This window comes from Leeuwenhoekiella nanhaiensis (assembly GCF_002744755.1).
GTDB classification, from domain to species: domain Bacteria; phylum Bacteroidota; class Bacteroidia; order Flavobacteriales; family Flavobacteriaceae; genus Leeuwenhoekiella; species Leeuwenhoekiella nanhaiensis.
Genome location: NZ_KZ319288.1, coordinates 270,723 through 291,469 on the forward strand (window position 1 = coordinate 270,723; position 20,747 = coordinate 291,469).

Annotated in this window: 22 protein-coding genes; 15 read left to right on the forward strand and 7 right to left on the reverse strand. The window is 42.4% G+C overall.

The features are described from left to right. Nucleotides 1-3 precede the first annotated feature (3 nt). The 3 genes from CJ305_RS04880 (at nt 4) to CJ305_RS04890 (ending at nt 2,723) form a co-directional block, all read left to right on the forward strand. Entirely contained in the window at nt 4-831 is an 828-nt protein-coding gene (locus tag CJ305_RS04880) for an N-acetylmuramidase domain-containing protein (RefSeq protein WP_099645130.1), read from the forward strand. Next, a complete protein-coding gene (locus CJ305_RS04885) occupies nt 824-2,143 on the forward strand; it encodes an ATP-binding protein (RefSeq protein WP_099645131.1) in 1,320 nt (439 codons plus the stop codon). The genes CJ305_RS04880 and CJ305_RS04885 overlap by 8 nt, the downstream gene beginning before the upstream one ends. A 97-nt stretch (nt 2,144-2,240) precedes the next feature. Beyond that, entirely contained in the window at nt 2,241-2,723 is a 483-nt protein-coding gene (locus CJ305_RS04890) for a glutathione peroxidase (RefSeq protein ID WP_099645132.1), read from the forward strand. A 16-nt stretch (nt 2,724-2,739) separates the two neighbouring features. On the opposite strand, the gene CJ305_RS04895 is transcribed toward CJ305_RS04890, so the two are convergent. The 4 genes from CJ305_RS04895 to CJ305_RS04910 all read right to left on the reverse strand — a co-directional run bounded on the left by CJ305_RS04895 (nt 2,740) and on the right by CJ305_RS04910 (nt 8,179). Then, entirely contained in the window at nt 2,740-5,514 is a 2,775-nt protein-coding gene (locus CJ305_RS04895) for an Npt1/Npt2 family nucleotide transporter (protein ID WP_223248799.1), read from the reverse strand. 58 nt (nt 5,515-5,572) lie between these two features. After that, the gene (locus CJ305_RS04900) at nt 5,573-6,511 is read right to left on the reverse strand and encodes a serine hydrolase (protein ID WP_099645134.1); all 939 of its coding nucleotides are present in this window, start codon (nt 6,509-6,511) and stop codon (nt 5,573-5,575) included. 157 nt (nt 6,512-6,668) lie between these two features. Then, on the reverse strand, nt 6,669-7,472 hold the full coding sequence (locus tag CJ305_RS04905) for a lysophospholipid acyltransferase family protein (RefSeq protein WP_099645135.1): 804 nt from the start codon (nt 7,470-7,472) through the stop codon (nt 6,669-6,671). A gap of 59 nt (nt 7,473-7,531) precedes the next feature. After that, the gene (locus CJ305_RS04910; protein WP_099645136.1) at nt 7,532-8,179 is read right to left on the reverse strand and encodes an NUDIX hydrolase; all 648 of its coding nucleotides are present in this window, start codon (nt 8,177-8,179) and stop codon (nt 7,532-7,534) included. Between the two features lie 2 nt (nt 8,180-8,181). Between CJ305_RS04910 and CJ305_RS04915 the strand changes: the two genes are divergently transcribed. From CJ305_RS04915 to CJ305_RS04925, 3 genes are all read left to right on the forward strand, one after another. Continuing rightward, the gene (locus CJ305_RS04915; RefSeq protein WP_099645137.1) at nt 8,182-8,910 is read left to right on the forward strand and encodes a peptidylprolyl isomerase; all 729 of its coding nucleotides are present in this window, start codon (nt 8,182-8,184) and stop codon (nt 8,908-8,910) included. 138 nt (nt 8,911-9,048) lie between these two features. Beyond that, the gene (locus CJ305_RS04920; RefSeq protein WP_099645138.1) at nt 9,049-9,294 is read left to right on the forward strand and encodes an AbrB/MazE/SpoVT family DNA-binding domain-containing protein; all 246 of its coding nucleotides are present in this window, start codon (nt 9,049-9,051) and stop codon (nt 9,292-9,294) included. After that, the gene (locus CJ305_RS04925; RefSeq protein WP_099645139.1) at nt 9,285-9,608 is read left to right on the forward strand and encodes a type II toxin-antitoxin system PemK/MazF family toxin; all 324 of its coding nucleotides are present in this window, start codon (nt 9,285-9,287) and stop codon (nt 9,606-9,608) included. The genes CJ305_RS04920 and CJ305_RS04925 overlap by 10 nt, the downstream gene beginning before the upstream one ends. Nucleotides 9,609-9,612: 4 nt before the next feature. Here the strand turns inward: CJ305_RS04925 and CJ305_RS04930 are convergent, their stop codons facing one another. The 3 genes from CJ305_RS04930 to CJ305_RS04940 are packed head-to-tail and all read right to left on the reverse strand — an operon-like array spanning nt 9,613 to nt 11,513. Next, nucleotides 9,613-10,155, reverse strand: coding sequence for a pyridoxamine 5'-phosphate oxidase family protein (locus CJ305_RS04930; protein ID WP_099645140.1), 543 nt, complete (start codon nt 10,153-10,155; stop codon nt 9,613-9,615). A gap of 3 nt (nt 10,156-10,158) precedes the next feature. After that, nucleotides 10,159-10,791 (reverse strand): trimeric intracellular cation channel family protein, encoded by a 633-nt coding sequence (locus CJ305_RS04935; protein ID WP_099645141.1) that lies wholly within the window; start codon nt 10,789-10,791, stop codon nt 10,159-10,161. Beyond that, the gene (locus CJ305_RS04940; RefSeq protein WP_099645142.1) at nt 10,791-11,513 is read right to left on the reverse strand and encodes an RDD family protein; all 723 of its coding nucleotides are present in this window, start codon (nt 11,511-11,513) and stop codon (nt 10,791-10,793) included. The genes CJ305_RS04935 and CJ305_RS04940 overlap by 1 nt, the downstream gene beginning before the upstream one ends. Before the next feature lie 170 nt (nt 11,514-11,683). Here CJ305_RS04940 and CJ305_RS04945 point away from each other — a divergent pair, with 170 nt between their 5' ends. The 9 genes from CJ305_RS04945 to CJ305_RS04985 all read left to right on the forward strand — a co-directional run bounded on the left by CJ305_RS04945 (nt 11,684) and on the right by CJ305_RS04985 (nt 20,735). Beyond that, the gene (locus tag CJ305_RS04945) at nt 11,684-12,667 is read left to right on the forward strand and encodes a stage II sporulation protein M (protein WP_099645143.1); all 984 of its coding nucleotides are present in this window, start codon (nt 11,684-11,686) and stop codon (nt 12,665-12,667) included. After that, nucleotides 12,651-13,508 (forward strand): YciC family protein, encoded by an 858-nt coding sequence (locus CJ305_RS04950; RefSeq protein WP_099645144.1) that lies wholly within the window; start codon nt 12,651-12,653, stop codon nt 13,506-13,508. Before CJ305_RS04945 ends, CJ305_RS04950 begins: the two co-directional genes overlap by 17 nt. Next, nucleotides 13,508-14,260 carry a DUF4129 domain-containing protein gene (locus CJ305_RS04955; RefSeq protein WP_099645145.1) on the forward strand — a complete coding sequence of 251 codons (753 nt, stop codon included), beginning with the start codon at nt 13,508-13,510 and terminating at the stop codon, nt 14,258-14,260. Before CJ305_RS04950 ends, CJ305_RS04955 begins: the two co-directional genes overlap by 1 nt. After that, the gene (locus CJ305_RS04960) at nt 14,257-15,477 is read left to right on the forward strand and encodes a DUF4350 domain-containing protein (protein WP_099645146.1); all 1,221 of its coding nucleotides are present in this window, start codon (nt 14,257-14,259) and stop codon (nt 15,475-15,477) included. The genes CJ305_RS04955 and CJ305_RS04960 overlap by 4 nt, the downstream gene beginning before the upstream one ends. Then, complete coding sequence (locus CJ305_RS04965) at nt 15,477-16,562, forward strand: AAA family ATPase (protein ID WP_099645147.1); 1,086 nt, start codon at nt 15,477-15,479, stop codon at nt 16,560-16,562. Before CJ305_RS04960 ends, CJ305_RS04965 begins: the two co-directional genes overlap by 1 nt. Then, nucleotides 16,562-17,902 (forward strand): DUF58 domain-containing protein, encoded by a 1,341-nt coding sequence (locus tag CJ305_RS04970; RefSeq protein ID WP_189319389.1) that lies wholly within the window; start codon nt 16,562-16,564, stop codon nt 17,900-17,902. Before CJ305_RS04965 ends, CJ305_RS04970 begins: the two co-directional genes overlap by 1 nt. A 166-nt stretch (nt 17,903-18,068) precedes the next feature. Then, on the forward strand, nt 18,069-18,764 hold the full coding sequence (locus tag CJ305_RS04975; RefSeq protein ID WP_099645148.1) for a hypothetical protein: 696 nt from the start codon (nt 18,069-18,071) through the stop codon (nt 18,762-18,764). 79 nt (nt 18,765-18,843) lie between these two features. Then, nucleotides 18,844-19,884, forward strand: a complete 1,041-nt coding sequence (locus CJ305_RS04980) for a ParA family protein (protein ID WP_099645149.1) — start codon at nt 18,844-18,846, stop codon at nt 19,882-19,884. Continuing rightward, nucleotides 19,881-20,735, forward strand: coding sequence for an SIR2 family NAD-dependent protein deacylase (locus CJ305_RS04985; RefSeq protein WP_099645150.1), 855 nt, complete (start codon nt 19,881-19,883; stop codon nt 20,733-20,735). Before CJ305_RS04980 ends, CJ305_RS04985 begins: the two co-directional genes overlap by 4 nt. Nucleotides 20,736-20,747 lie beyond the last annotated feature (12 nt).

The following is a 20,747-nucleotide window of genomic DNA, read 5'->3' on the forward strand; positions in this document are numbered from 1 at the left end:
TTTATGAAAACACTACGCTACCGCTCACAGGATCAGGAAGTTTATTTCCTCGAAGAAGTTTTACAACAACTGGGCTATTCGGTTTACGTTTCCACTTATTTTGGGAAAGACACCGATGCCGCTGTTAGGGATTTTCAAAAGAAGAACGATCTGGTTATAGATGGTGTTGTAGGGCTTAAAACCTGGTCAAAACTGCTTTCGGCTCGTGATAACCTCTTCAGCTTTAGCGATAAATTGTTGGGCGAAGCTGATTTAAAACAGTTTGCCGAAGACTTTGATGTGGAGCTGGCTGCGGTAAAAGCGGTGAATGAGGTTGAAAGCAGCGGTAAGGGATTTTTGATTGATGGCAGGCCGCGTATCTTGTTTGAAGGCCACATTTTTTGGCGACAGCTTAAAAAGCGCGGACTCAATCCGGCTGATTTTGTGACAGACTACACCAAAGATGTGCTCTACGAAACCTGGACCCGGTCGCATTACAAAGGCGGTGCTGAAGAATACGAGCGCTTGGAAAAAGCGGCAGGAATGAGCGATCTCGATGCCGTGCACGATACCGCTTATGCCTCGGCTTCCTACGGTTCGTATCAAATTATGGGTTTTCATTACGAAAGCCTGGGCTATCCCAGCGTTGATGCCTTTGTGGCGCATATGTATACGCACGAACGGGCACATCTGGAAGCTTTTGGTAAATTTTTAAAGGCCAATAACCTGCTAAGGCACCTACAATCTAAAAACTGGGCTGCCTTTGCCAAAGGCTATAACGGGCCGGGTTATGCGCAGAACAAATACGATATCAAATTGGAAAAAGCCTATCAAAAATACAGCAATGCCTGAATTTAAAGCATTTGAACTGGCCATAAAGTATTTAGAGGAACTGCTGCTCTGGCGTTTACACAACCCCGATGTTTCGTTTAAGTCGGCGCCGCGTTTTGATGCAGACAGCCTGCCTGATTCGTATTTAAAAAAACTGATCAGCATTTTAGAATTGCAGGCTGAAGAGCAGGTTATTCTATTTTTAGCTCTTGCGCCACATCTCGCTCCTGCCCTGCTTAAAAATTGTGTAAATGAAGTATATCCCGAAGGAGCCGAATTACCTGAACTGGGCGGAACAAAAGGCACCAAGCATCGCGGGATTCTCCCTACCGGTGAAACCGTACTTTTTCTGCTCTCCGGCAATAATGTGCAGGAACGCATGCGAAATCTGAGTTTTTTGCTTCCGGAAGCACCCCTGCGATCGAATAAAGTCATTCAGTTGGAAAAAACTGCGGCTCACGAACCCTTTTTAAGCGGAAATCTGGTGTTGCAGGAAGATTATGTACAGCTGCTACTCACGGGAAGCATTCCAGACCCGGAGCTGAGCATCGAATTTCCTGCTCAAAAACTGAAAACCAATCTGTCGTGGGAAGATTTGGTCTTAAACAAACAAACGCTTAGCGAAATCAAAGAATTGGAAATCTGGCTTAAGCATCACGAGGTTTTGAAAAAGGAGCATGACCTCACCGGAAAATTCAAACCCGGCTACAGGGCGCTCTTTTACGGTCCGCCGGGAACCGGGAAAACACTAACCGCAAGCCTCTTGGGCAAATACACCGGCCGTGAAGTCTACCGCATTGATCTATCGGTTGTGATTTCAAAATACATCGGGGAGACTGAAAAAAACCTGTCTAAACTCTTTGACAAAGCCCGCTATAAAAACTGGATTCTCTTTTTTGATGAGGCCGATGCCATTTTTGGGAAACGCACCCAGGTGCGCGATGCCCACGATAAATACGCCAATCAGGAAGTTTCCTATTTGCTTCAACGTCTGGAAGAACATCCCGGACTCGTCATTTTGGCCTCCAATTTTAAATCAAACATCGACGCTGCCTTTACCCGTCGTTTTCAGGCGATCGTACAATTTACTGCACCAGATTTTGATGAACGTCTCAAACTTTGGAAACTGGCACTTCCTGAAGGTTTCCGCTTTGCGAAAGATATTGACCTTAAATCACTGGCTAAAACCTACGATATCACCGGTGCTAACATCAATAATGTAGTGCACTACAGTTGTCTCAATGCCCTGAATCGTAAAACGCTTGAAATTGACAGTCAGAACCTGATTAAAGGATTGAAGCGCGAGTATCAAAAGGAAGAAAAAATGTTTTGATCAAGCGCTGCTGAATACCTTTTTGCTAGAAGCAAGGAACTTTTAATCGTTTTGAGAATCGTATTTTTGAGGAAATCATCCCTAAACTCAAAAAACTATGACTTTTTACGATTTTGAAGCCAAAACTTTAAAGGGCGAAAACCTCTCTATGAACACCTATGCCGGAAAGGTGGTCGTTGTCGTGAATACCGCGAGCAAATGTGGGCTCACTCCGCAATACGAAGGGCTCGAAAAACTATATGAAAAATATAAGGATGCCGGTTTGGTCATTTTGGGCTTTCCCTGCAATCAATTTGGCAAGCAGGAACCCGGAAGCGCTGCCGAGATTGATTCGTTCTGCCAGGTAAATTATGGCGTTAGTTTCCCGATGTTTGAAAAAATAGAGGTTAACGGTTCTGACGCCCATCCCTTATTTAAATGGCTTAAAGGAAGACTGGGTAGCATTCTGGGCAGTAAAATCAAATGGAACTTTACAAAATTCCTAATCGATAAAAACGGAAGACCGGTAAAGCGCTTTGCCCCGACCACTAAGCCAAAAAAGATGGAAAAAATGATCAAAGAGCTTTTAGGGAGGAGCTAGAATAGCAAAATCAGTTTTATGAATTTTCCTCCTTCTGCATCAGAGCAGGCTGCAATTTCTTTAAGGCCAAAGAAGCAAAAGAGCGTACATCTCTGTTTTTAGCCGTGATCTGTAATTCCGCTAAAAGCGGTGAGAAACTGGTATCTCCTAAAAACTGAATGAGGTAAATCACCGGAAGTCTTAGGTTACCATCTCCTACTTTAATGAGGTTGATAAGTGCCCGGTTAAAACTGATGTCGGTGTCTTCCAAAATTTCCTGATAGACATCTGCGTCTTCAATAATCGCTAATTCCAGTAAAGGCAAGAGCACGTGTTTTAGTTTTGGAGCAAGGATGTTATCTAGAAATTCAATAGCATTTGCACGGGTATCCCGATCTTCACTTTTAAAACCTTTATAAGCCACATCCAGATCTTTATGGCTGTAGTACACCGCCAATAAATGAAAAATGGTGGCAATACGCTTACTGAGCTGAACGTCTAAAATTTCAAGCAAGCCTTCCCGTGCCTGAAAAAGTTCAGTCTTATCATCTTCAGAAAGACCGCTGTAGTTTTCTGCCCTAAAATTGCTTTTAATGACTTTTCGGCAACTTATAATATCCCGGTATTCAAACGAATAAGTCAGGATAAACCGAAAAATACTTTTTGGAAAAAAGTTGAGCTTGGGATTTTTATTTTTCAGTCGATTTAAGGATTTGGCACTGGCTAGCCTGATGAGATTATCCCGGCTTTGCAACAAACGCAGCAACACCCGTACAGAGGTTTGGGTTTCAAACTTCTGAATAACCTGCGGGATGTATTTTTTTACATCATTGCGCAAAGTCCTTGCGGCTTCACGTGCCAGAAGTAATTCGCTTATCGATTCGCCATAGGCGATGAGGGCTTCAATGGCTTCTTCACGGTATTCTTTTACCTTCAGAAAATCAATTAAAGCATCTACAAATAATTCCTCCCCCGAAATTCCGGCAGCGATAATGGCGTGCTTTACGATCATGGGGTTTCGGTTATTGAAGTTGGCCGAAATAAAAGACAGAAACCTGGGGATACCGGCGTAACCTATTGATTCCAGTAAAAACGACAATTCTTCGGGGCGATGCTCACTATTAGGAAGCTCAAACTCAGCCATCCAAAGTTCAATACGTAATTCCAGATTGTAGCGGGCAGCGATTTTCTTATTCGTTCGGCCTTCTTTAGCCAAACATAATAAAGCGGCGTGCGCAATATAATCACTGCTGTGATTGAGATACGAATCAAAAATGCGGTTGTCGTTAAGCGAGGTGTGCAAAATAAGATAGTTCATTGCTGCGAAAACCACCTCGTCATCTTTCTGATAGACCAGTTGGCGTACAGTCTCTAATGCTGTGCCTTCGGGATAATGGTATAACTGATTAATTGCTTCAATCTTTACCGCATCATCGGGATGCTCCAGTAACGGAAGAATCTTGGCCTTAAGCAAGCGCGATTTTCTTCCGTTTAAACCTCCTAAATACTTTACAATTTGCTCGGCGTCATCAGATGAAAGAATGCGTTTGCCTATTTCCAGAGGAGATTTTCGCTTGCGGCCCGAAGGTTCCTCAGCGTGCTCAATGGCTTCGCGCAGGCTTTGCCTAAAACTTTTAAAATACGAGTCGCGTACCTTAAAAATACCGACCATCCAAATGAGAATCAGAAATAAAATAATGACCGTCACATAGGTTGACGGCAGGTCTAGGGCTTTTATGACGAAAATAAGCAAACAACCCGCCAGACCGGTTGCTAAGCTGTCTACCACCACATCGATAAATGATTTGGTTTTATTTTTTACTTCCAGCGAAATGGGAACCATTACCAACTCTGTGGCTGCCTTATTTACCGATTGTTTGAAGCTTCCATCTATTCCTTTGATCAAAACCAACACCCACAATTCGGGAAAGGTTAAAAAAAGCAGTGAACCTATTGCAATGCCTAATGGTAAGATGAGTAACGAACTGTTTACTCCTAATTTTTCCACTACCCTATTGGTCAAAAACAGTTGAATTCCCAAGGAGACCAGATTGAAGGTTGAAAACCAAAATGCGAAAAAGGAAGCCAGACGATCTGCATCGGGTATGGCTTTACTGGCAAAATCACTAAACTGAAAATCAATAAGTTTGGCTACAATAACACCAATCCCGATAATAAGCGCTAAATAAGTGAGGTGTTTAGATCGTAAAACCAATTTAAAGGCGGTCTCCCCGCCAATATTTTCGGCAGCACCGGAGCGCGAAGCACGGCTTACGTAGCCTTTCCTGTAAATTAAGCTTAGTAACGGAATACAGGACAGGATGAGTCCGGCGGCGATAAGCAGCATATTCCCGTTGCCTATATAAGGCACCAAAATAGTCGTGAGGTATCCCCCAAAAATCCCGCCGGCAATGGCTCCACTTCCTATAAAACCAAACAAACGTTTAGCCTCGCGGGCATTAAAAACCATATTGGCAAGCAGCCAGAACTGACTGGTGGTCAACACCGCAAATATGCCGCTGATGACGTAAAACACATAAAGAGAAGCAGCATTGATAACGCGCAATTTATAGAGCAAACTCAGTACGCTGAAGGCGATTGCGAAAAAGAGCAGGGAAAAAACTATAATGCGTCTTAGTGAATACCGCCGCACCGCCTGATTGTAAAAATAGGTGGTTGCTATTGCAGTACCCGCGATTAAAAGATATCCGTAAGCCAGATTGTCTGCGCCCAAACCTTCCAGAAAGAGGGCGTTTACAATAGGTTTAACAATAAGCAGTATCGTGATTATTAAAAAAACGTATAACTGCATGAAAAAAGAGATGGTGATTTCACCATCTCTTATATTAAACGTTTTTTTGAGGAACTTTCTAATCACCTACGTGGCCGGCACCTTTTGTAGCGCTCGCCAGTAAAGTTCGAGATTTTTGAAGAGCTTTCTCAACCGGAAATACTAAATTTCTGATAATTTGTTCGCCGTTAGGATCTTCCACAAGGGCAACCAAAATATACTTACGCCCATCTTCTCCCCATACCAAAATGGAATCTGAGTGGTACGATTTCCAGGAACCGGACTTACGGAATAAGCGTGCATTAGGAGCTATGCGCTCTAAAGTGTTTACAAACTTATGGTGTAAAGAAGGGTTTTCCATAATGTCAAGCATTTGCTTGGAACGCTCGGGGCTTACCAGTTTACCGGTAACCAGTTTGTAGTAGAAACGGCAAACCTGCTCCGCTGTAGCTGCGTGGCTTAAACCCTTAATAGGATCTGGTCTGCGTTCTCCGGCAGCAGCATAACGCTTACCTACCCAAAGACCACCACCGTGCTCCTTATCGTAAAGCTTGTATTTATCATTGGTTAAAACACCTGCAATTTTATCGTAGCCTAAACGGTCTATCATACGGGTACTGGCCTGATTGTTTGATTTACTAATCATAAGCCACATATCATTGCGTACAGCTGCGGTTTCTTTAAGTTCGCCCTTCTCAATGGCATCCATTGCTGCGAGCAGAATAGCGATTTTAGGCAAACTGGCCGCGTACATCATTTCTTCACCGTTGATACCGGCGTATTGAATGGCTTTAGGATCGTCAAGACTTACGATACCTACTGCCATTTTCTTACGATCGATCAGACTTTTCATCTGAGGATCTTTAGCAATCTGATTATAGAGTTGGGTTTTTAAAACGGAACTTTCAAAGTCTTCAAGAGGGGCATCAATGCAATCTTTAAAAGGTAGTTCCTGAGCTTGTATTTTTGAGAACAGTGCCAGTGTGAACAGTACTGCGACAAAAGTGAATTTTTTCATATATTTTTTTGGTCTTAAGGGGTTTGGGGCTCTAACGCATTAAGTACTTCCAAAGTATGTAAAAGTTGCATTAAATTTTACCTAAACCCAAAGTTTAACAATTTTCCATCTTAAATTGTTCAAACACCTTGCCAAAGAAATGTTAAAGAAAAAAGATTTAATATTCCCACTGTCGGGTTTTATTGAGTTCTTCCTCCTTCTGCAATTCTTCCTGCGGAATAACTTTAAGAAAAGAAGGATGCTGCTCAATTGCATATTCAAGCTGTTCTACGATGTCTTCGATACTGTCGTTTTCGTAGTCGATCTCCAATGGTTTTTTGATTTCCATAGTCTGAAGAATACCACGCTTTTTAATACGGATCCCTTTCTTATCAAATGAGCGTCTAAAACCATCAATGACAATGGGCACCACCACAGGTTTGTACTGTTTAATGATATGTGCCGTTCCTTTTCTGATGGGTTTCCAGGGTTTGGTAGTTCCCTGTGGAAAGGTAATCACCCAGCCGTCATGCAGGGCAATACCTATGTTTTCGGTATCGCTCAGGTTTACAGGGCGGTCTACTTCTTTCCCTTTCTCCCTCCAGGTACGACTTACGGTAATCGCGCCGGCATAGGCCATAATGCGGGGTAAGAGACCGCTACGCATCGTCTCACCGGCGGCCACATAATAAATATTAAGCTTGGGTTGCCAGAGATAGCCTATATTTTTAATGCTGTCTACCCTGCCGCTCAGGCTCGCGTTAAAGACGTGAAACATCGCCACCACATCGGCAAAATAGGTCTGGTGGTTGGAGACAAAAAGCACACCGGTATCGGGCAGTTCTTTAATAATCTCTGAACCGTCTATTTGCAATTCATTAAAACCCCGATAGCGCCTGTGGGTCATCATACCCGCAATGCGTATCAACCATTTCTTCAAAAAGTTATAATGCCCAAATGGATTGGTCTTAAAAAGTCCCATAATTAATCTGAAGGTTTTGCCAGAGGCGAAATTTAACCTAAATGTAACGAATATGCGCCTTAAAACGCATCTATTTGCTGTAGTACCCATTTGATTTCGCTCAGCATCATCGCCGTAGCTCCCCAAACCACATGACCTGCAAGGTCAAAAGCGGGCACATCAATCATACTGCCGTATGAGGTGTCAATCTGTCGCCTGATGAGGCTGTCTTCAGAAAGAAAAGCAGTTAAAGGGACTTCAAGTATGGCTGCTACTTCAGCTTCTTCGGGAATAAACTCTGGCGTATAGTCTACAACACCTATATAGGGTTGTACCCAAAAATTACTGGGTGGGATGTACAAACGCGTAAGTTTTTTAAGCACCCTAATATCTTCGGCTTTTAGACCTACCTCCTCTTCGGTCTCCCGTAACGCTGTGGCTTCCAAATCAGCATCTACAGGCTCTGCCTTGCCTCCGGGAAAGCCCACCTGATTGCTGTGCACCCCTTTGTAGGTGCGGCGTAAAATAAGCACCAGCGTGGTTTCGCCCTGGGAATCCGGATAAAAAACAGCCATAACACCGGCCTCCCGGGGTTTCCGTTTTTCGATATCTAATTTGGAAAGTTGTTGAATGCGCTCTTCAGGAGCCATCAGATAATGAGCCTCTTGCCCCGGTAAGTCCAAAATGCTTAATTTTGAAATCTGTTTTAAAAATTCTTCAAACTGCATCTATGCGTCAGTATATACGTTTAAGTCTTCTTGCTTTAGTCCTTGTAATGGCGGGCTGTGAAGATAAAAAATCTAAGGAAAAGGAAACACAAACCGAGGTTACCGAAAAAACCAGGGACAGCACGGCCGAAGATAAGGCTAAAGCTCAGAACGAAAAACTTAAGAAAAAAGCCGGTTCTATCATAGAGTCACAGGCCGAACTCATTCCTTTTCTCACCGAATACGGCAAAAAAAATCCTGAAAACCGCGTGCGCATTACGACCAAGTACGGGGATATTGAAATTGAATTATTCCGGGACACACCTTTACACAGAGCCAACTTTATCCTTTTGGTGAAGCAGGGTTATTTTGAAGATACCATGATACACCGCAATGCGCTTGATTTTGTCGTGCAGGGTGGTAACAGCGACGGGTATGAAACACCGCGCAAACGGATGCGAATTGGTAATTACCTGATTCCTAACGAAGCTTCACCGGCGCACCCGCACGTACGCGGCGCTTTTTCGGCTGCGAAATATACCGAGCAAAACATCAGCGATGCCTCCTCCCCTTTTGAGTGGTTTATTGTTGTGCCCGAACGGGGCGCCCATCATCTGGATGGCGAGCATACCGTGTTTGGCCGTGTGACCAAAGGAATGGACGTGGTAGATCAAATTAACAAGGTGGAAGTTGATGATAATGAATGGCCTATTGAAAATATTTATCTGGAAAAAGTTGAGTTGATTAAGTAATGCTTTGGCTTTCAGTTAATTTAATTTGATTATTTTCTTCTTGAAATTGAATTCTCTGCGGTAGTAAATTAAAGTTTTTCGGAATATTTTGTTTGAATTGAAAAATGTAATTACTTTGTAATTCCTAAATTCTATCTTATGGAAACATCAATCATTCAAATTGGAAACTCTAAAGGGCTACGGTTAAGTAAAACTATACTTGAGAAATATAACATTAAAGACAAAGTGGAATTGATTCTGGAGAAAGGGCATATTATACTAAAGCCTATTGATGAACCCAGAAAAAATTGGGAAGAAGCTTTTAAGGAAATGCACCTGGAAGGCGATGACGTATTACTTTTGAATGATGTTTTTGAAGACGAAGATCTCGACGAATGGAACTGAAGCAGTACGCGATAATTCTTGTCAATTTAGACCCTACTGTTGGCAGCGAAATACAAAAAACAAGGCCATGTGCGATTATTTCTCCAAATGAAATGAATAAGCACCTAAAAACAGTAGTCATTGCCCCAATGACTACAAATGTAAAAGCATATCCTACAAGGGTGGAGGTAAACTACAATAACAAAAGAGTAATGATTGCTTTAGATCAGATTCGTACAGTTGATAGAATACGTGTTATCAAAGTTATTGGTAAACTTCACACTTCTGAGATTACCCAATGTAAGGCAATTATCAAAGAAACCTTTGTTGATTAAGTAATCACTCAAAAATCCCGGTTTCAAAACCGTCAATGCTTGTTTGGTTTTTCTCGGTCCAGTAGTCTTTGATTCCGGTGTCGCCTTTTTCAGTTGCCCAGGTTTTTAGGGTTTCGCGCTCCCCCTTGTATTCCATAAACGGTACTGCAAAACCGCAGGAAGTTTGAACCATATCAATCTTCAGTTTATAAATCTGGCGGGCACCTTCGGTATCGCCAAAATACTTTATATAGGATTCAAAAGCTGCATCCCGCGGATGGTACATTTCGGCTTTGCCGTATAATCGCAGAATAAGCGGTTTACGGTCAAACGAACAAAACATGATCGTCATCCGCGAATCCTTCAGCAGATGTGCGGCCGTCTCATTTCCACTTCCGGTCAGATTGAGCCAAATGACCTCCTTAGCATCAAGCATGGCAAACGTATCCATTCCTTTAGGGGAAACATTTACACGTCCTTCGGCAGCTGCCGTACCCACAAAAAAGATATGCTGCTCTTCGATGAATTTGATAAGCTGATTGGTCAGCTCCGGTAATTGCTTTCCCATAATCTAATTGATTTCCTCGCGCTCCGCCTGAGAATAAATACTGGGTAATTGCAGTTCATAAACCACCGCCAGGGTACGTACCACAATCACGGTAAGTCCGGCAATTACCGCCGTAACTCCGGCTGTTGCTCCAAAATGCATAAGACCTATATAAACCACACCTCCTAAAATACAGGCACTGGCATAAATTTCTTTTCTAAAAATCACCGGGATTTCATTGCACAAAATATCCCGAATCACCCCTCCAAAACAAGCGGTTATGGTCCCCAAAGCCACGCAAATAGCCGGATGCAAATCAATGAGTATACCCATTTGCACACCGGTGATGGTATATAGGGCGATCCCGATGGTATCAAACAAAAACAGCGACTTGCGTACGTAGTGCAGTTGTTTTCTAAAAACCACTCCAACAACTGTGGTAACCAAAATCGTATAGACAAAAGTCGTATTGAGCAACCAGCCTACCGGAGTTTTGCCGATTAACAAATCCCGCAGCGTGCCACCGCCCACTGACGTTACCGTAGCGACAATAAGGATACCGAAGAGATCCATACGCTTTTTGGTCGCCGTGATCACACCCGAAATCGCGAATGCAATGGTTCCCAGAATATCAATGATGTCAGCAATAGATTCCATTATTCGCGTGTGTAGTAGTTATAATCCTTAAGCACGCGGTCTATAAAAGCAAACGGCGTTTCATCAGGCGTTACCTGCATGGTTTTGCTCACTTTTTCACTGAGCTTTAAAATGACATTGTGTTTACTTTCCCGTTTCGCTTTGCTGTAAACCGTTTTGATTTTCTGCACATCGGCATCGGTGAATACAGTTACCTGCGGATATTTAGGTACATAATCTTCAGGGATGTTTTCTAATAAGGTCTGCCCTAAAGTGACCTTTTTACGCTCATTTACTACGGTGGTCTCGGCAGCGATATCCCCCAAACGCTGTCCTTTTCCGTTCAGCAAAATGGTAAAAACCGCAATCCCGCCACTGCTAAAACTAATATCGATAATACGCATCAGCCAGCGTACAAAGTAGCTTCCAAAACCGGGTTTAGAACCGTCTAACTTCACCACACGCAAACCAATGGCCGACTTGCCCGGTGTACGCCCGTCCCAGAAGGCTTCAAAAAGCAGAAAGTACAGAAAAGAAGGAATCCCAATGATCATAAAATAGATCATGATTGAGCTGCTTTCGTTAGTGTCTAACCCAAAAGCCGATACAAGAAAGAGTGAAATGATCCAATAACCTATTAATAGCAGAGCATCAATGATATAAGCGAGTATGCGATCGCCAATGCCCGCAACCTGTTGCTGAATGCTGATATTTTGTGCGGTTTCAATTTGAAAGTTATCCATGAATTCTTTTTCTTTACTCGAAAATCGGGATTTATAGGTCCCAAAGCTTGCCTCAAAACAGTATGTTAGCTTAAATTACTGCCCTACGGTTATTTAAAATTTGAGAAAGCTGTTCTGAATGCTTGGGCAGAGTCCGAAATACTTCAGAATTCATTTTAAAACCCAAAACTATGCGCGAGGCTGCTTTCGTGAGGCAAAATAAAGATAAATGGTTAAGATTTGAAAACGTATTGTTGGGGAATAACAACGAGCTGACGCCCGATGAACTTTCGGCCTTATATCTTGAAGTTACAGACCACCTGAGCTACTCACGCACCTTCTATCCCGAAAGTAAGACCACGCAATACCTCAATTATCTGGCTTCCAGATCGCATCAAAAAATCTATAAGACTAAACGGGAATCAAGCCGCCGGTTTATCACCTTTTTTACGGAAGAATTTCCGCTGCTGATGTACGGTTACCAGCGTGAACTCCTGCTTTCGTTTCTGGTTTTTGCTCTTTTTTGCATCGTTGGCGCGTACAGTGCCGCAACAGACGGGGCTTACGTGCGCAGTATTCTGGGTGATGGTTATGTAAATATGACGCTTGAAAATATGGAACGTGGTGACCCAATGCGGGTCTATAAGGAGATGAATGAGATCGAAATGTTTCTGGGGATCACCGTTAACAACATCAAAGTAGCCCTGATGGCTTTTATTTACGGCATTTTTTTAAGTTTAGGTTCCTTATATATAATGATGCGCAATGGCGTAATGCTCGGCTCTTTTCAGTATTTTTTCTACGAAAAGGGATTCCTGTGGGAGTCGGTACGCACTATCTGGATACACGGTACCATTGAGATTTCGGTGATTGTGATTGCCGGTGCGGCGGGTTTGGTTCTAGGTAGCGGTATTTTATTTCCCGGCACCTACAGCAGACTCGAATCATTTAAACGGAAAATGAAAGACGGACTCAAAATCGTGGTCAGTACCATTCCATTTTTTATTATTGCAGGATTTCTCGAGGGATTTGTGACCCGCCACACCGAAATGCCGGACTGGCTTGCGATTATGATCATCAGCCTTTCGCTGTTACTAATTCTGTTTTATTACGTCCTATACCCCCGAATAGCTAACAAAAAACACCAAGAATCTATCGATGAACAATTACATTAATTTTAAAAGACAACGCGAACTCGGTGAGACCCTGAGCGATACGTTCAAATTTGTAAGACAGGAATACAAAGGCCTTTTTAAAGCTTTGGTGCGCAACGCGATCATTCCTTTTATTTTACTGGTCGCGGCGGCTGCCTATTACGCTAGTATTTCAGCAGAATTTAATCCGTTTAGCTATGGTATGTTTAGCGCGGCAAATATACTGATACCCGTATTTTTTCTGTTATTAACCGCCTTGTTTTACTATGGGGTTATGTACGGCACAGTGCTGGGCTACATCAGGCTTTATATTGAAAACCACGGCACTGTAGATCAGGAAGTACTCAAATCTGAAGTACGTTCTAAACTCGGTTCGCTGATTTCCCTGACCTTTCTTATTGCCATCATTGTATTTTTTGGATTAATGCTCTGTGTGCTACCTGGTATTTACCTCGCTATCCCGCTTTCTTTGGGCTGGGCTATGCTGGTTTTTGAAAACAAACCGGTGGGTGATGTAATTTCAGACTGTTTTAAACTCATTAAAGGCGAATGGTGGATGACCTTTGCCACTATTTTCGTTCTCAGCCTGATTTTAGGTGTTGCCAACGTTGTTTTTGCCTTGCCGGCAACCATTTACGGAATCATCAAGGGATTAACTTCAGCAGCCGAAATTTCAGCAGGCGATATGAGCAGTCTGGTAGACTGGGTGTCTATCACCCTCAATGTGATTTCGTCAGCCGCACAGTATATAATCGCTGCGATCTATCCCATTGGTCTTGCCTTTATCTATTATCATTTAAACGAAAAAGCCAATCAAACCGGGGCTTTTGAAACCATTGACAGCATAGGTACAGACCGCTAATGCGTAAGATTTTCTTCTACATAGTTGTATGTATTGGCCTGCAAAATATCGCGATGGCACAGGATTCCACTGTGGTTGAAAAACCGAAAATTGTTCAGGAAATAGAATACGATAAGACTCCCGCCACACCTTTAAAATTTGATACCGATCAGATTGAAAACTATACGGCTCAGGAAGAATTTGACTATGTGGAAGAAGAAGCACCAGACAATATCTGGACGCGCTTTAAAGCCTGGATTAATGATATCTGGCGCCAATTTATTAACTGGATTCTTCAGGGAGAGGAAGCTACCGGATTCTTTGGATTTCTGGTTCGCGCACTCCCCTATTTACTGATTGCCGGGGTGGTCGCCCTGTTGGTCTGGTTGTTTATGAAAGTTGATCTGGGTGGTTCGCCGCTTAAAGGCCCTGACCTCAATAAAGTAATCCTTACCGATGAACAGGAAATCATCGAAAATCAAAATATTGACGAACTCATAGAAGCCGCGCTTCGCGAAAAGAATTACCGTCTGGCCGTGCGTTTTTACTATTTGCTGTTGCTGCAAAAACTGGCGCAAAAAGAACTCATTGACTGGGAAGTGCAAAAGACCAATGCCGATTATGTGTACGAGCTCAAAGACGCCGGCTTGCGCAATACCTTTACCCGGCTCACACGGGTATATGATTTTATCTGGTATGGGAATTTTGAAGTAAACGAAACCGATTTTGCTAAAGCAGAAACCGAGTTTAAAAAGAGCATCAACACCTTATGAGTAAGCGCTATAAAATACTCGCCGGTTTGCTGATCGTGTTTTTGGGTCTTCTGGTCTATGCCGAAGCTTCTCAAAAAGAGCCTCTAAACTGGTATGAGTCGTATGGAAAGCAGGATAAGATTCCCTTCGGCACCTATGTATTTTACGAGCAGCTCTCCTCGCTCATTGAGGAAGACCGGCTCGAGGAAGTCAACATTCCGCCTTATGAGTTTTTGATGGATAGCCTCAATCAGCCCAAAGGCACCTATTTCTTTGTAAACTCGTATATCTATAACGATGAGTTTGAAACCCGAAAACTGCTCAACTGGGTAGCTCAGGGCAATACGTTGTTTATGGCTTCTGATGGCTTTGGTGAAGTTTTGGAAGACACCCTAAATCTGGAAAGCGAATATACTTACGACAACGACGATCTGATCAAACGCCCGCTCGTAAACCTGAGCAATCCGGCGCTACGCGGCAAGCTTCCGTATATTTTAGACAAGGATTATTCTATAGCCTATTTTAATAAAATCGACACTTTAAATACTACCGTTCTGGGAGTTGCAGACATCATTCGCGACGAAGATTCCACCCGTATTAAAAAACCCAAAGTCAATTTCATCAAACTGCCTTTTGAAAAAGGCGAGATCATTCTGAGCACCTTTCCGCAGGCTTTTACCAACTACTTTATGCTGCACGACAGCAATGCAGACTATACGGCAAACGTTTTGTCCTATTTGCCTAAAGACGGTACCATTTACCTCGATCAATACTATAAAAACAGCAAGACCATCGCCGTGTCGCCGCTGTTTTTGATTCTGACAAACAAATACCTCAAATGGTCCTGGTACACGCTGTTGCTGGGTGCCCTGATCTGGGTCATCTTTGAAGGCAAGCGCAAACAGCGCAGCATCCCCGTGATCAAGCCTTTGCCTAACAACACCCTTGACTATACCCGCACCATTGCCGGGATGTATTTAGATAAAAAAGAAAACCGCCAGATCGCCACGCACCAGATCAACCATTTTATGGAATACCTGCGCAGCACTTATGTTTTGGCGACAGACCGGCTTAACCGTGATTTTATAGAGCGCCTCACGGCGAAAAGCGGAAAGCCCCTCGACATGGTTCAAAATACTATAGATTATATCGTAACCATCAGGCAAAAGGCCGAATTGAGTGAAGACGAACTCATACGCCTCAACAGCCTGATTGAAAATTTTAAAACTACCCATTGATGGAAGATTCAACGCCTTTAGAAAACGGGCAAACGCCTGAACATAACCCGGAAGAAACCCCGCAAAACACGCCTGAGCAAACTCCGGTAGCTTCACAAGAAACATCGGATTCTGAAAACCTGGAGTTTCAAAACCGCATACCGCTTGATGAGTTGCGCGACTCGGTTGTCGCACTTAAAGCCGAACTGGCCAAAGTAATCGTAGGCCAGCACGAGTTTGTAGAACTGCTTATCGTCGCCCTGCTTGCTGATGGTCACGTGCTTATTGAAGGCGTACCCGGAATCGCCAAGACGGTAACCGCCAAGCTGTTTGCCAAAACCCTAAGTACCGGATTTAGCCGTATTCAGTTTACGCCAGATTTGATGCCGAGTGACGTTTTGGGAACTTCGGTGCTCAATATGCAAACCAGCAATTTTGAATTTAAACACGGGCCTATTTTCTCAAACATTGTGCTGATTGACGAGATTAACCGTGCGCCGGCCAAAACCCAGGCTGCGCTTTTTGAGGTGATGGAAGAACGCCAGATCACCATAGACGGGACTCAGTATGACCTGGAAAAACCTTTTATGGTTCTCGCCACCCAAAACCCCATCGAGCAGGAAGGTACCTATGCCCTTCCCGAAGCCCAGCTCGACCGTTTCCTTTTCAAAATCAAGGTGACCTACCCTGATCTGGAAGATGAGATCGCGATTCTAAAAAGTCAGAATCAGCTGAGTGGCGCGGCCACCGCGGTAATCGATGCGGTTCTCACTCCGGCGAAGCTTCAGGAATTCCGGGAGCAGACGGGTCAGGTTTTGGTCGAAGAAAAAATACTCAACTACATCGCGCAGATCACGGTAAAATCGAGAACGCATCCGCATTTGTATTTGGGTGGTTCGCCACGTGCTTCCCTGGCGATTTTAAAGTCGGCTAAAGCTTTTGCAGCCATCAACGGCCGCGACTTTGTAACGCCCGAAGATGTAAAACGCTCGGTAACGCCGGTATTGCGGCATAGAGTAATCCTTTCGCCCGAACGCGAAATGGAAGGGATGACGCCCGAAACGGTGATTGATATGCTTGTTCAATCTGTAGAAGTACCCCGCTAGTGCGCCTTATAGCCTTCATAAAAAGTCTGTATTTTGACCGTAGGGTCTTTTACGTGCTGAGCGCGCTGGTGGTGCTGTTCCTGTTTTCGTACTGGAACCACAGCCTGTTTCCCATCGCTTCGGTAGGGATGCTGCTGCTGGGAATCGCCGTACTTTTTGACGCGATCACCCTCTACAAGAAAAAGGAAGGCATTAGCGCTACGCGAAAACTCCCCGAGAAATTTTCCAATTCAGATGTCAATGAGGTGCCCTTGCAACTCACCAACCGCTATCCCTTTAAAGTCGCTTTTGAAGTGATTGACGAGATCCCGGTACAGTTTCAAAAACGGGACTTTCTCAAAACCGGAAGCATCTCAGCGGGTGAAAAAAACCGAATTACCTACGGCCTACGCCCGGTAGAACGCGGGGTATATACCTTTGGGCGGTTGAATGTTTTTGTAACGAGCCCCATAAAGCTGGTGAAGCGCCGCTATGTGTTTGACAACGGGCAGCCGGTAAAAGTCTATCCGTCGTTTATACAGATGAAAAAATATGCCTTTCTGGCCATAGACAACAAACTGACCCAGTTTGGCCTTAAGAAAATACGCCGTATAGGTCATACGATGGAGTTTGAACAGATAAAAGACTACGTAAGCGGCGATGATGTGCGCACCATCAACTGGAAGGCTACTGCCAAACGCGGCGATCTGATGGTCAACCAGTTTCAGGATGAGAAATCCCAGCCCATCTACTCGATCATCGATGCCAGCCGGGTGATGAAAATGCCCTTTGAAGGCCTTACCCTGCTGGATTACGCCATAAACTCGACTTTGGCCTTTAGCAATGTGGCGCTTAAAAAGAACGATAAAACGGGGCTGATTACCTTTAGCAACACGATCATCAACCATCTGGCTGCCAGCAGTAAAAAAACCCACCTCAATACCATTTTCGAGGTGTTGTACTCCATACAAACCCGTTTTCTCGACAGTGATTTTGGCCGTCTGTATGCCGAAGTCAAACGTAAAATCACCCACCGCAGCCTGTTGTTGCTGTATACCAATTTTGAACACGAAAGCGCCCTGCAGCGCCAACTCCCCTACCTCAAAGGCCTGGCTCAAAAGCACGTACTGGTCGTGATCTTTTTTGAAAACACCGAGCTTACCGAACTGATCGCTAAAAAGGCCGCAAACACCCCTGAGATTTACCACAAGACCATCGCCCAGAAAATGGACTATGAGAAAAAACGTATGGTTAAAGAACTGGAACGCCATGGCATACAAACCGTACTTACCAAACCCGAAGACCTTACCGTAAACACCATCAACAAATACCTGGAGATCAAAGCCCGGGGGATTTTATAAGGTTTTTAGGTTAGAATGAGGATTTCCGTAAGGGGAAGTTGGCGGGGATAGTTATATTTACGGTTATAATGTTATAAGTATCTGTTTACTAATGCTTTCAAATGGATATAATAATTCGTTTGGTAAGTTTATATAATTAATTCTATTAATTTTCACGCTCCCTAAAATGTATACTAGCAAAGACATCCTTTTTCATATCAAACACTATGAAAATGAATTGACTGAATCCTACCAATTACTGGGCTTTTTAGAAAGTGGTGCAGTTAAGGGGAATACAAGTGTTGCACAATCTAGTATTGAAGAAGTTATTAAACATATAAAATTTATATGCTTTTTCACCTCTTGTTTTCTTGATATAGCTTCATCTTTAAGAGGACTTGTTGATTGTGACACTCATTGGGAAAGAAAATTTTATTTAAAAAACGGATTTGTTGTTATTTACGAATCAGTAAAAACCTTTGGAAAACATCAGAAGGAAATACATAGTTTAATAAAATCTGACTTTCCACAATTGGAACATAGATATAAAGTAATTACTCAAAATTTAAGGAAGCTTAAGAAAGAGCATAAATACGATAAAATAATAGCAACATTCAGAAATAAGGCCGGAGCTCATTACGATGAAAATTTTGAAGCCTATTTTGAGAACTTAAAATTAATTGACAAACCAATTAGTGTAAAAACACTATCTGATTTTGCCAATTTTCTAATGTCATTGATTGTTTTTTGGAGTGATTTGATAGACATCTTTAATAATAAAACCGAGAAAGATATGAGAGCAGCAAAAGAAAAAATTAGTGGCAACGATGTAACTGTTATTACGGCGGATTTGACTAACTCCGAATCCAATGAAAATTGCTAACGCTAATAAGAAAGCGGAAATTAAAGCTTTTAACCCATAATTCACATTTATTAGAAGAATCTAAAGAAATACGACCTATATGAAAACAATTTCAATGTTTAATAATAAAGGAGGAGTGGGAAAAACCACCCTTACCTGTAATTTGGCTAATTATTTAGCCGATTACCATAACAAAAAGGTTTTGGTGGTAGATTGTGATCCCCAGTGCAATGCTACTCAACTTATAATGGGTTCAGAATTTGCAACTGATTTATACTGGGACAATAATTCTGAAAATTATAAAAATATTACAACTATTAGTGATGTTTTACAACCAATTGAAGACGGAGACTCTTCAATAATCGACACTATCGTACCAATTAATAAATCCACCAATAGATTTAATGTGGATTTAATTCCTGGTCATCCAACTTTTTCTATTATCGAAGACCGCCTAGGATCGGCTTGGCATGAGTTAAAAGGGGGGGACTTAGGAGGAATTCGTAAAACAAATTGGAATAAAAGCCTGGTTGACAAATTAAAAGGACAGTATGATTTCATTTTTTTTGATCTTGGCCCTAGTCTCGGCTCTATAAACAGAAGTATCCTTATTGGTTGTCAACATTTTATAACACCAATGGGTACCGATATTTTCAGCATCCTTGGAGTTAGAAACATATCTGCTTGGCTTAGTTCTTGGATGAAAATCTATACAAATTCTTTAGAGTTAACACAAAATAGAACCCCGGGCAGGCTAGAACAATACGAGATAGCTTTAAGTCCAGCCATTGCAAAAGGATATATAGGTTACACTTCCCAACAATATATAACGAAAAGTAAAGAAGGTGTAAGAAGGCCAACAAAAGCGTTTGAAGAAATAATAAACATGATTCCTGATGAGATTTCGAGATCACTCAATCAATTTGTCGCCACGAATTTAAATTCAGATGACTTGAAGCTTGGCGATGTTAAGCATTTGTATAGTTTAATTCCATTGGCTCAATCAGTATCATCTCCAATCCTGAAACTCAAATCATCAGATGGACTAGTTGGCACACAATTCAAACAACAAGCTGAATACGAAGAAATTATAGATTCTATTGCAAATAATATTTTATACAATTTAAATCCCAATTCATGAACTGGCCTAAAGCACTTACAGCCGAATTAGCATCTCGAAGATGCATTATTTTTATTGGGTCAGGAGCTTCCGCTGGTTCCATATCTGCTGATGGAACTAAATCGCCCGCAACGTGGAATAAATTTCTACAGGACTTAAAAGCAAAGATGACCACAGGTGATAAAACTACGGTGGACAATCTAATAAACTCAGAAAAATATTTAGATGCTGCTGAAGTAATTTTGCACGGAGTCCCTGCTGCTGATTTTTCAGCATACATTCGTGAAGAACTTGTAAGACCTAGATACAAAGAATCATCTATACATGAATCTGTATTAGACATTGATCCTAAAATTGTTGTGACTACAAATTATGATGACATTTATGACAAATACTGCCGACAGGGGTCTGCTATTGACGGTTATAACATATGCAAATACTACGAAGATCATATTGTTTCAGATTTAAGATCTCCTGTTAGATTAATTTTAAAAATTCACGGCTGTGTTTCTGATCCATCAAAAATTGTTCTATCACGTTCTCAGTATTTCAGGGAAAAACAGGATCACGGTAACTTTTTTAAAGTGCTTGAAGCCCTATTTCTAACCCATACAATTTTATTCCTTGGGTATTCACTTAGTGATCCTGATATACAATTAATCCTTGAAAACTCTAGTATTTCAGCTAGAAGTGCTCACCCCCACTATATAGTAACAGGTGATGATTTAAATCCAGCAATTAAAGAATCGTATAAAAGAAGTTATAATTTAGAATTTATTGAGTTCCCTTCAGGTGACTACAAAACTCTAAACGAGGGGATAAATGACTTAAAAGATGAGGTTTTGAGTTACAGAGCAACATATGACCACTAAAACGCTTACTAT

Excerpts from the sequence above, each read along its gene's own strand:
- CJ305_RS04985 (WP_099645150.1), top strand. The coding sequence starts at position 19,881 with ATGAACTGGCCTAAAGCACTTACAGCCGAATTAGCATCTCGAAGATGC.
- CJ305_RS04890 (WP_099645132.1), top strand. The coding sequence starts at position 2,241 with ATGACTTTTTACGATTTTGAAGCCAAAACTTTAAAGGGCGAAAACCTC.
- CJ305_RS04920 (WP_099645138.1), top strand. The coding sequence starts at position 9,049 with ATGGAAACATCAATCATTCAAATTGGAAACTCTAAAGGGCTACGGTTA.
- CJ305_RS04950 (WP_099645144.1), top strand. The coding sequence starts at position 12,651 with ATGAACAATTACATTAATTTTAAAAGACAACGCGAACTCGGTGAGACC.
- CJ305_RS04880 (WP_099645130.1), top strand. The coding sequence starts at position 4 with ATGAAAACACTACGCTACCGCTCACAGGATCAGGAAGTTTATTTCCTC.
- CJ305_RS04960 (WP_099645146.1), top strand. The coding sequence starts at position 14,257 with ATGAGTAAGCGCTATAAAATACTCGCCGGTTTGCTGATCGTGTTTTTG.
- CJ305_RS04945 (WP_099645143.1), top strand. The coding sequence starts at position 11,684 with ATGCGCGAGGCTGCTTTCGTGAGGCAAAATAAAGATAAATGGTTAAGA.
- CJ305_RS04955 (WP_099645145.1), top strand. The coding sequence starts at position 13,508 with ATGCGTAAGATTTTCTTCTACATAGTTGTATGTATTGGCCTGCAAAAT.
- CJ305_RS04900 (WP_099645134.1), bottom strand. The coding sequence starts at position 6,511 with ATGAAAAAATTCACTTTTGTCGCAGTACTGTTCACACTGGCACTGTTC.
- CJ305_RS04965 (WP_099645147.1), top strand. The coding sequence starts at position 15,477 with ATGGAAGATTCAACGCCTTTAGAAAACGGGCAAACGCCTGAACATAAC.
- CJ305_RS04975 (WP_099645148.1), top strand. The coding sequence starts at position 18,069 with ATGTATACTAGCAAAGACATCCTTTTTCATATCAAACACTATGAAAAT.
- CJ305_RS04895 (WP_223248799.1), bottom strand. The coding sequence starts at position 5,514 with ATGCAGTTATACGTTTTTTTAATAATCACGATACTGCTTATTGTTAAA.
- CJ305_RS04930 (WP_099645140.1), bottom strand. The coding sequence starts at position 10,155 with ATGGGAAAGCAATTACCGGAGCTGACCAATCAGCTTATCAAATTCATC.
- CJ305_RS04925 (WP_099645139.1), top strand. The coding sequence starts at position 9,285 with ATGGAACTGAAGCAGTACGCGATAATTCTTGTCAATTTAGACCCTACT.
- CJ305_RS04885 (WP_099645131.1), top strand. The coding sequence starts at position 824 with ATGCCTGAATTTAAAGCATTTGAACTGGCCATAAAGTATTTAGAGGAA.
- CJ305_RS04940 (WP_099645142.1), bottom strand. The coding sequence starts at position 11,513 with ATGGATAACTTTCAAATTGAAACCGCACAAAATATCAGCATTCAGCAA.
- CJ305_RS04915 (WP_099645137.1), top strand. The coding sequence starts at position 8,182 with ATGCGTCAGTATATACGTTTAAGTCTTCTTGCTTTAGTCCTTGTAATG.
- CJ305_RS04980 (WP_099645149.1), top strand. The coding sequence starts at position 18,844 with ATGAAAACAATTTCAATGTTTAATAATAAAGGAGGAGTGGGAAAAACC.
- CJ305_RS04910 (WP_099645136.1), bottom strand. The coding sequence starts at position 8,179 with ATGCAGTTTGAAGAATTTTTAAAACAGATTTCAAAATTAAGCATTTTG.
- CJ305_RS04935 (WP_099645141.1), bottom strand. The coding sequence starts at position 10,791 with ATGGAATCTATTGCTGACATCATTGATATTCTGGGAACCATTGCATTC.
- CJ305_RS04905 (WP_099645135.1), bottom strand. The coding sequence starts at position 7,472 with ATGGGACTTTTTAAGACCAATCCATTTGGGCATTATAACTTTTTGAAG.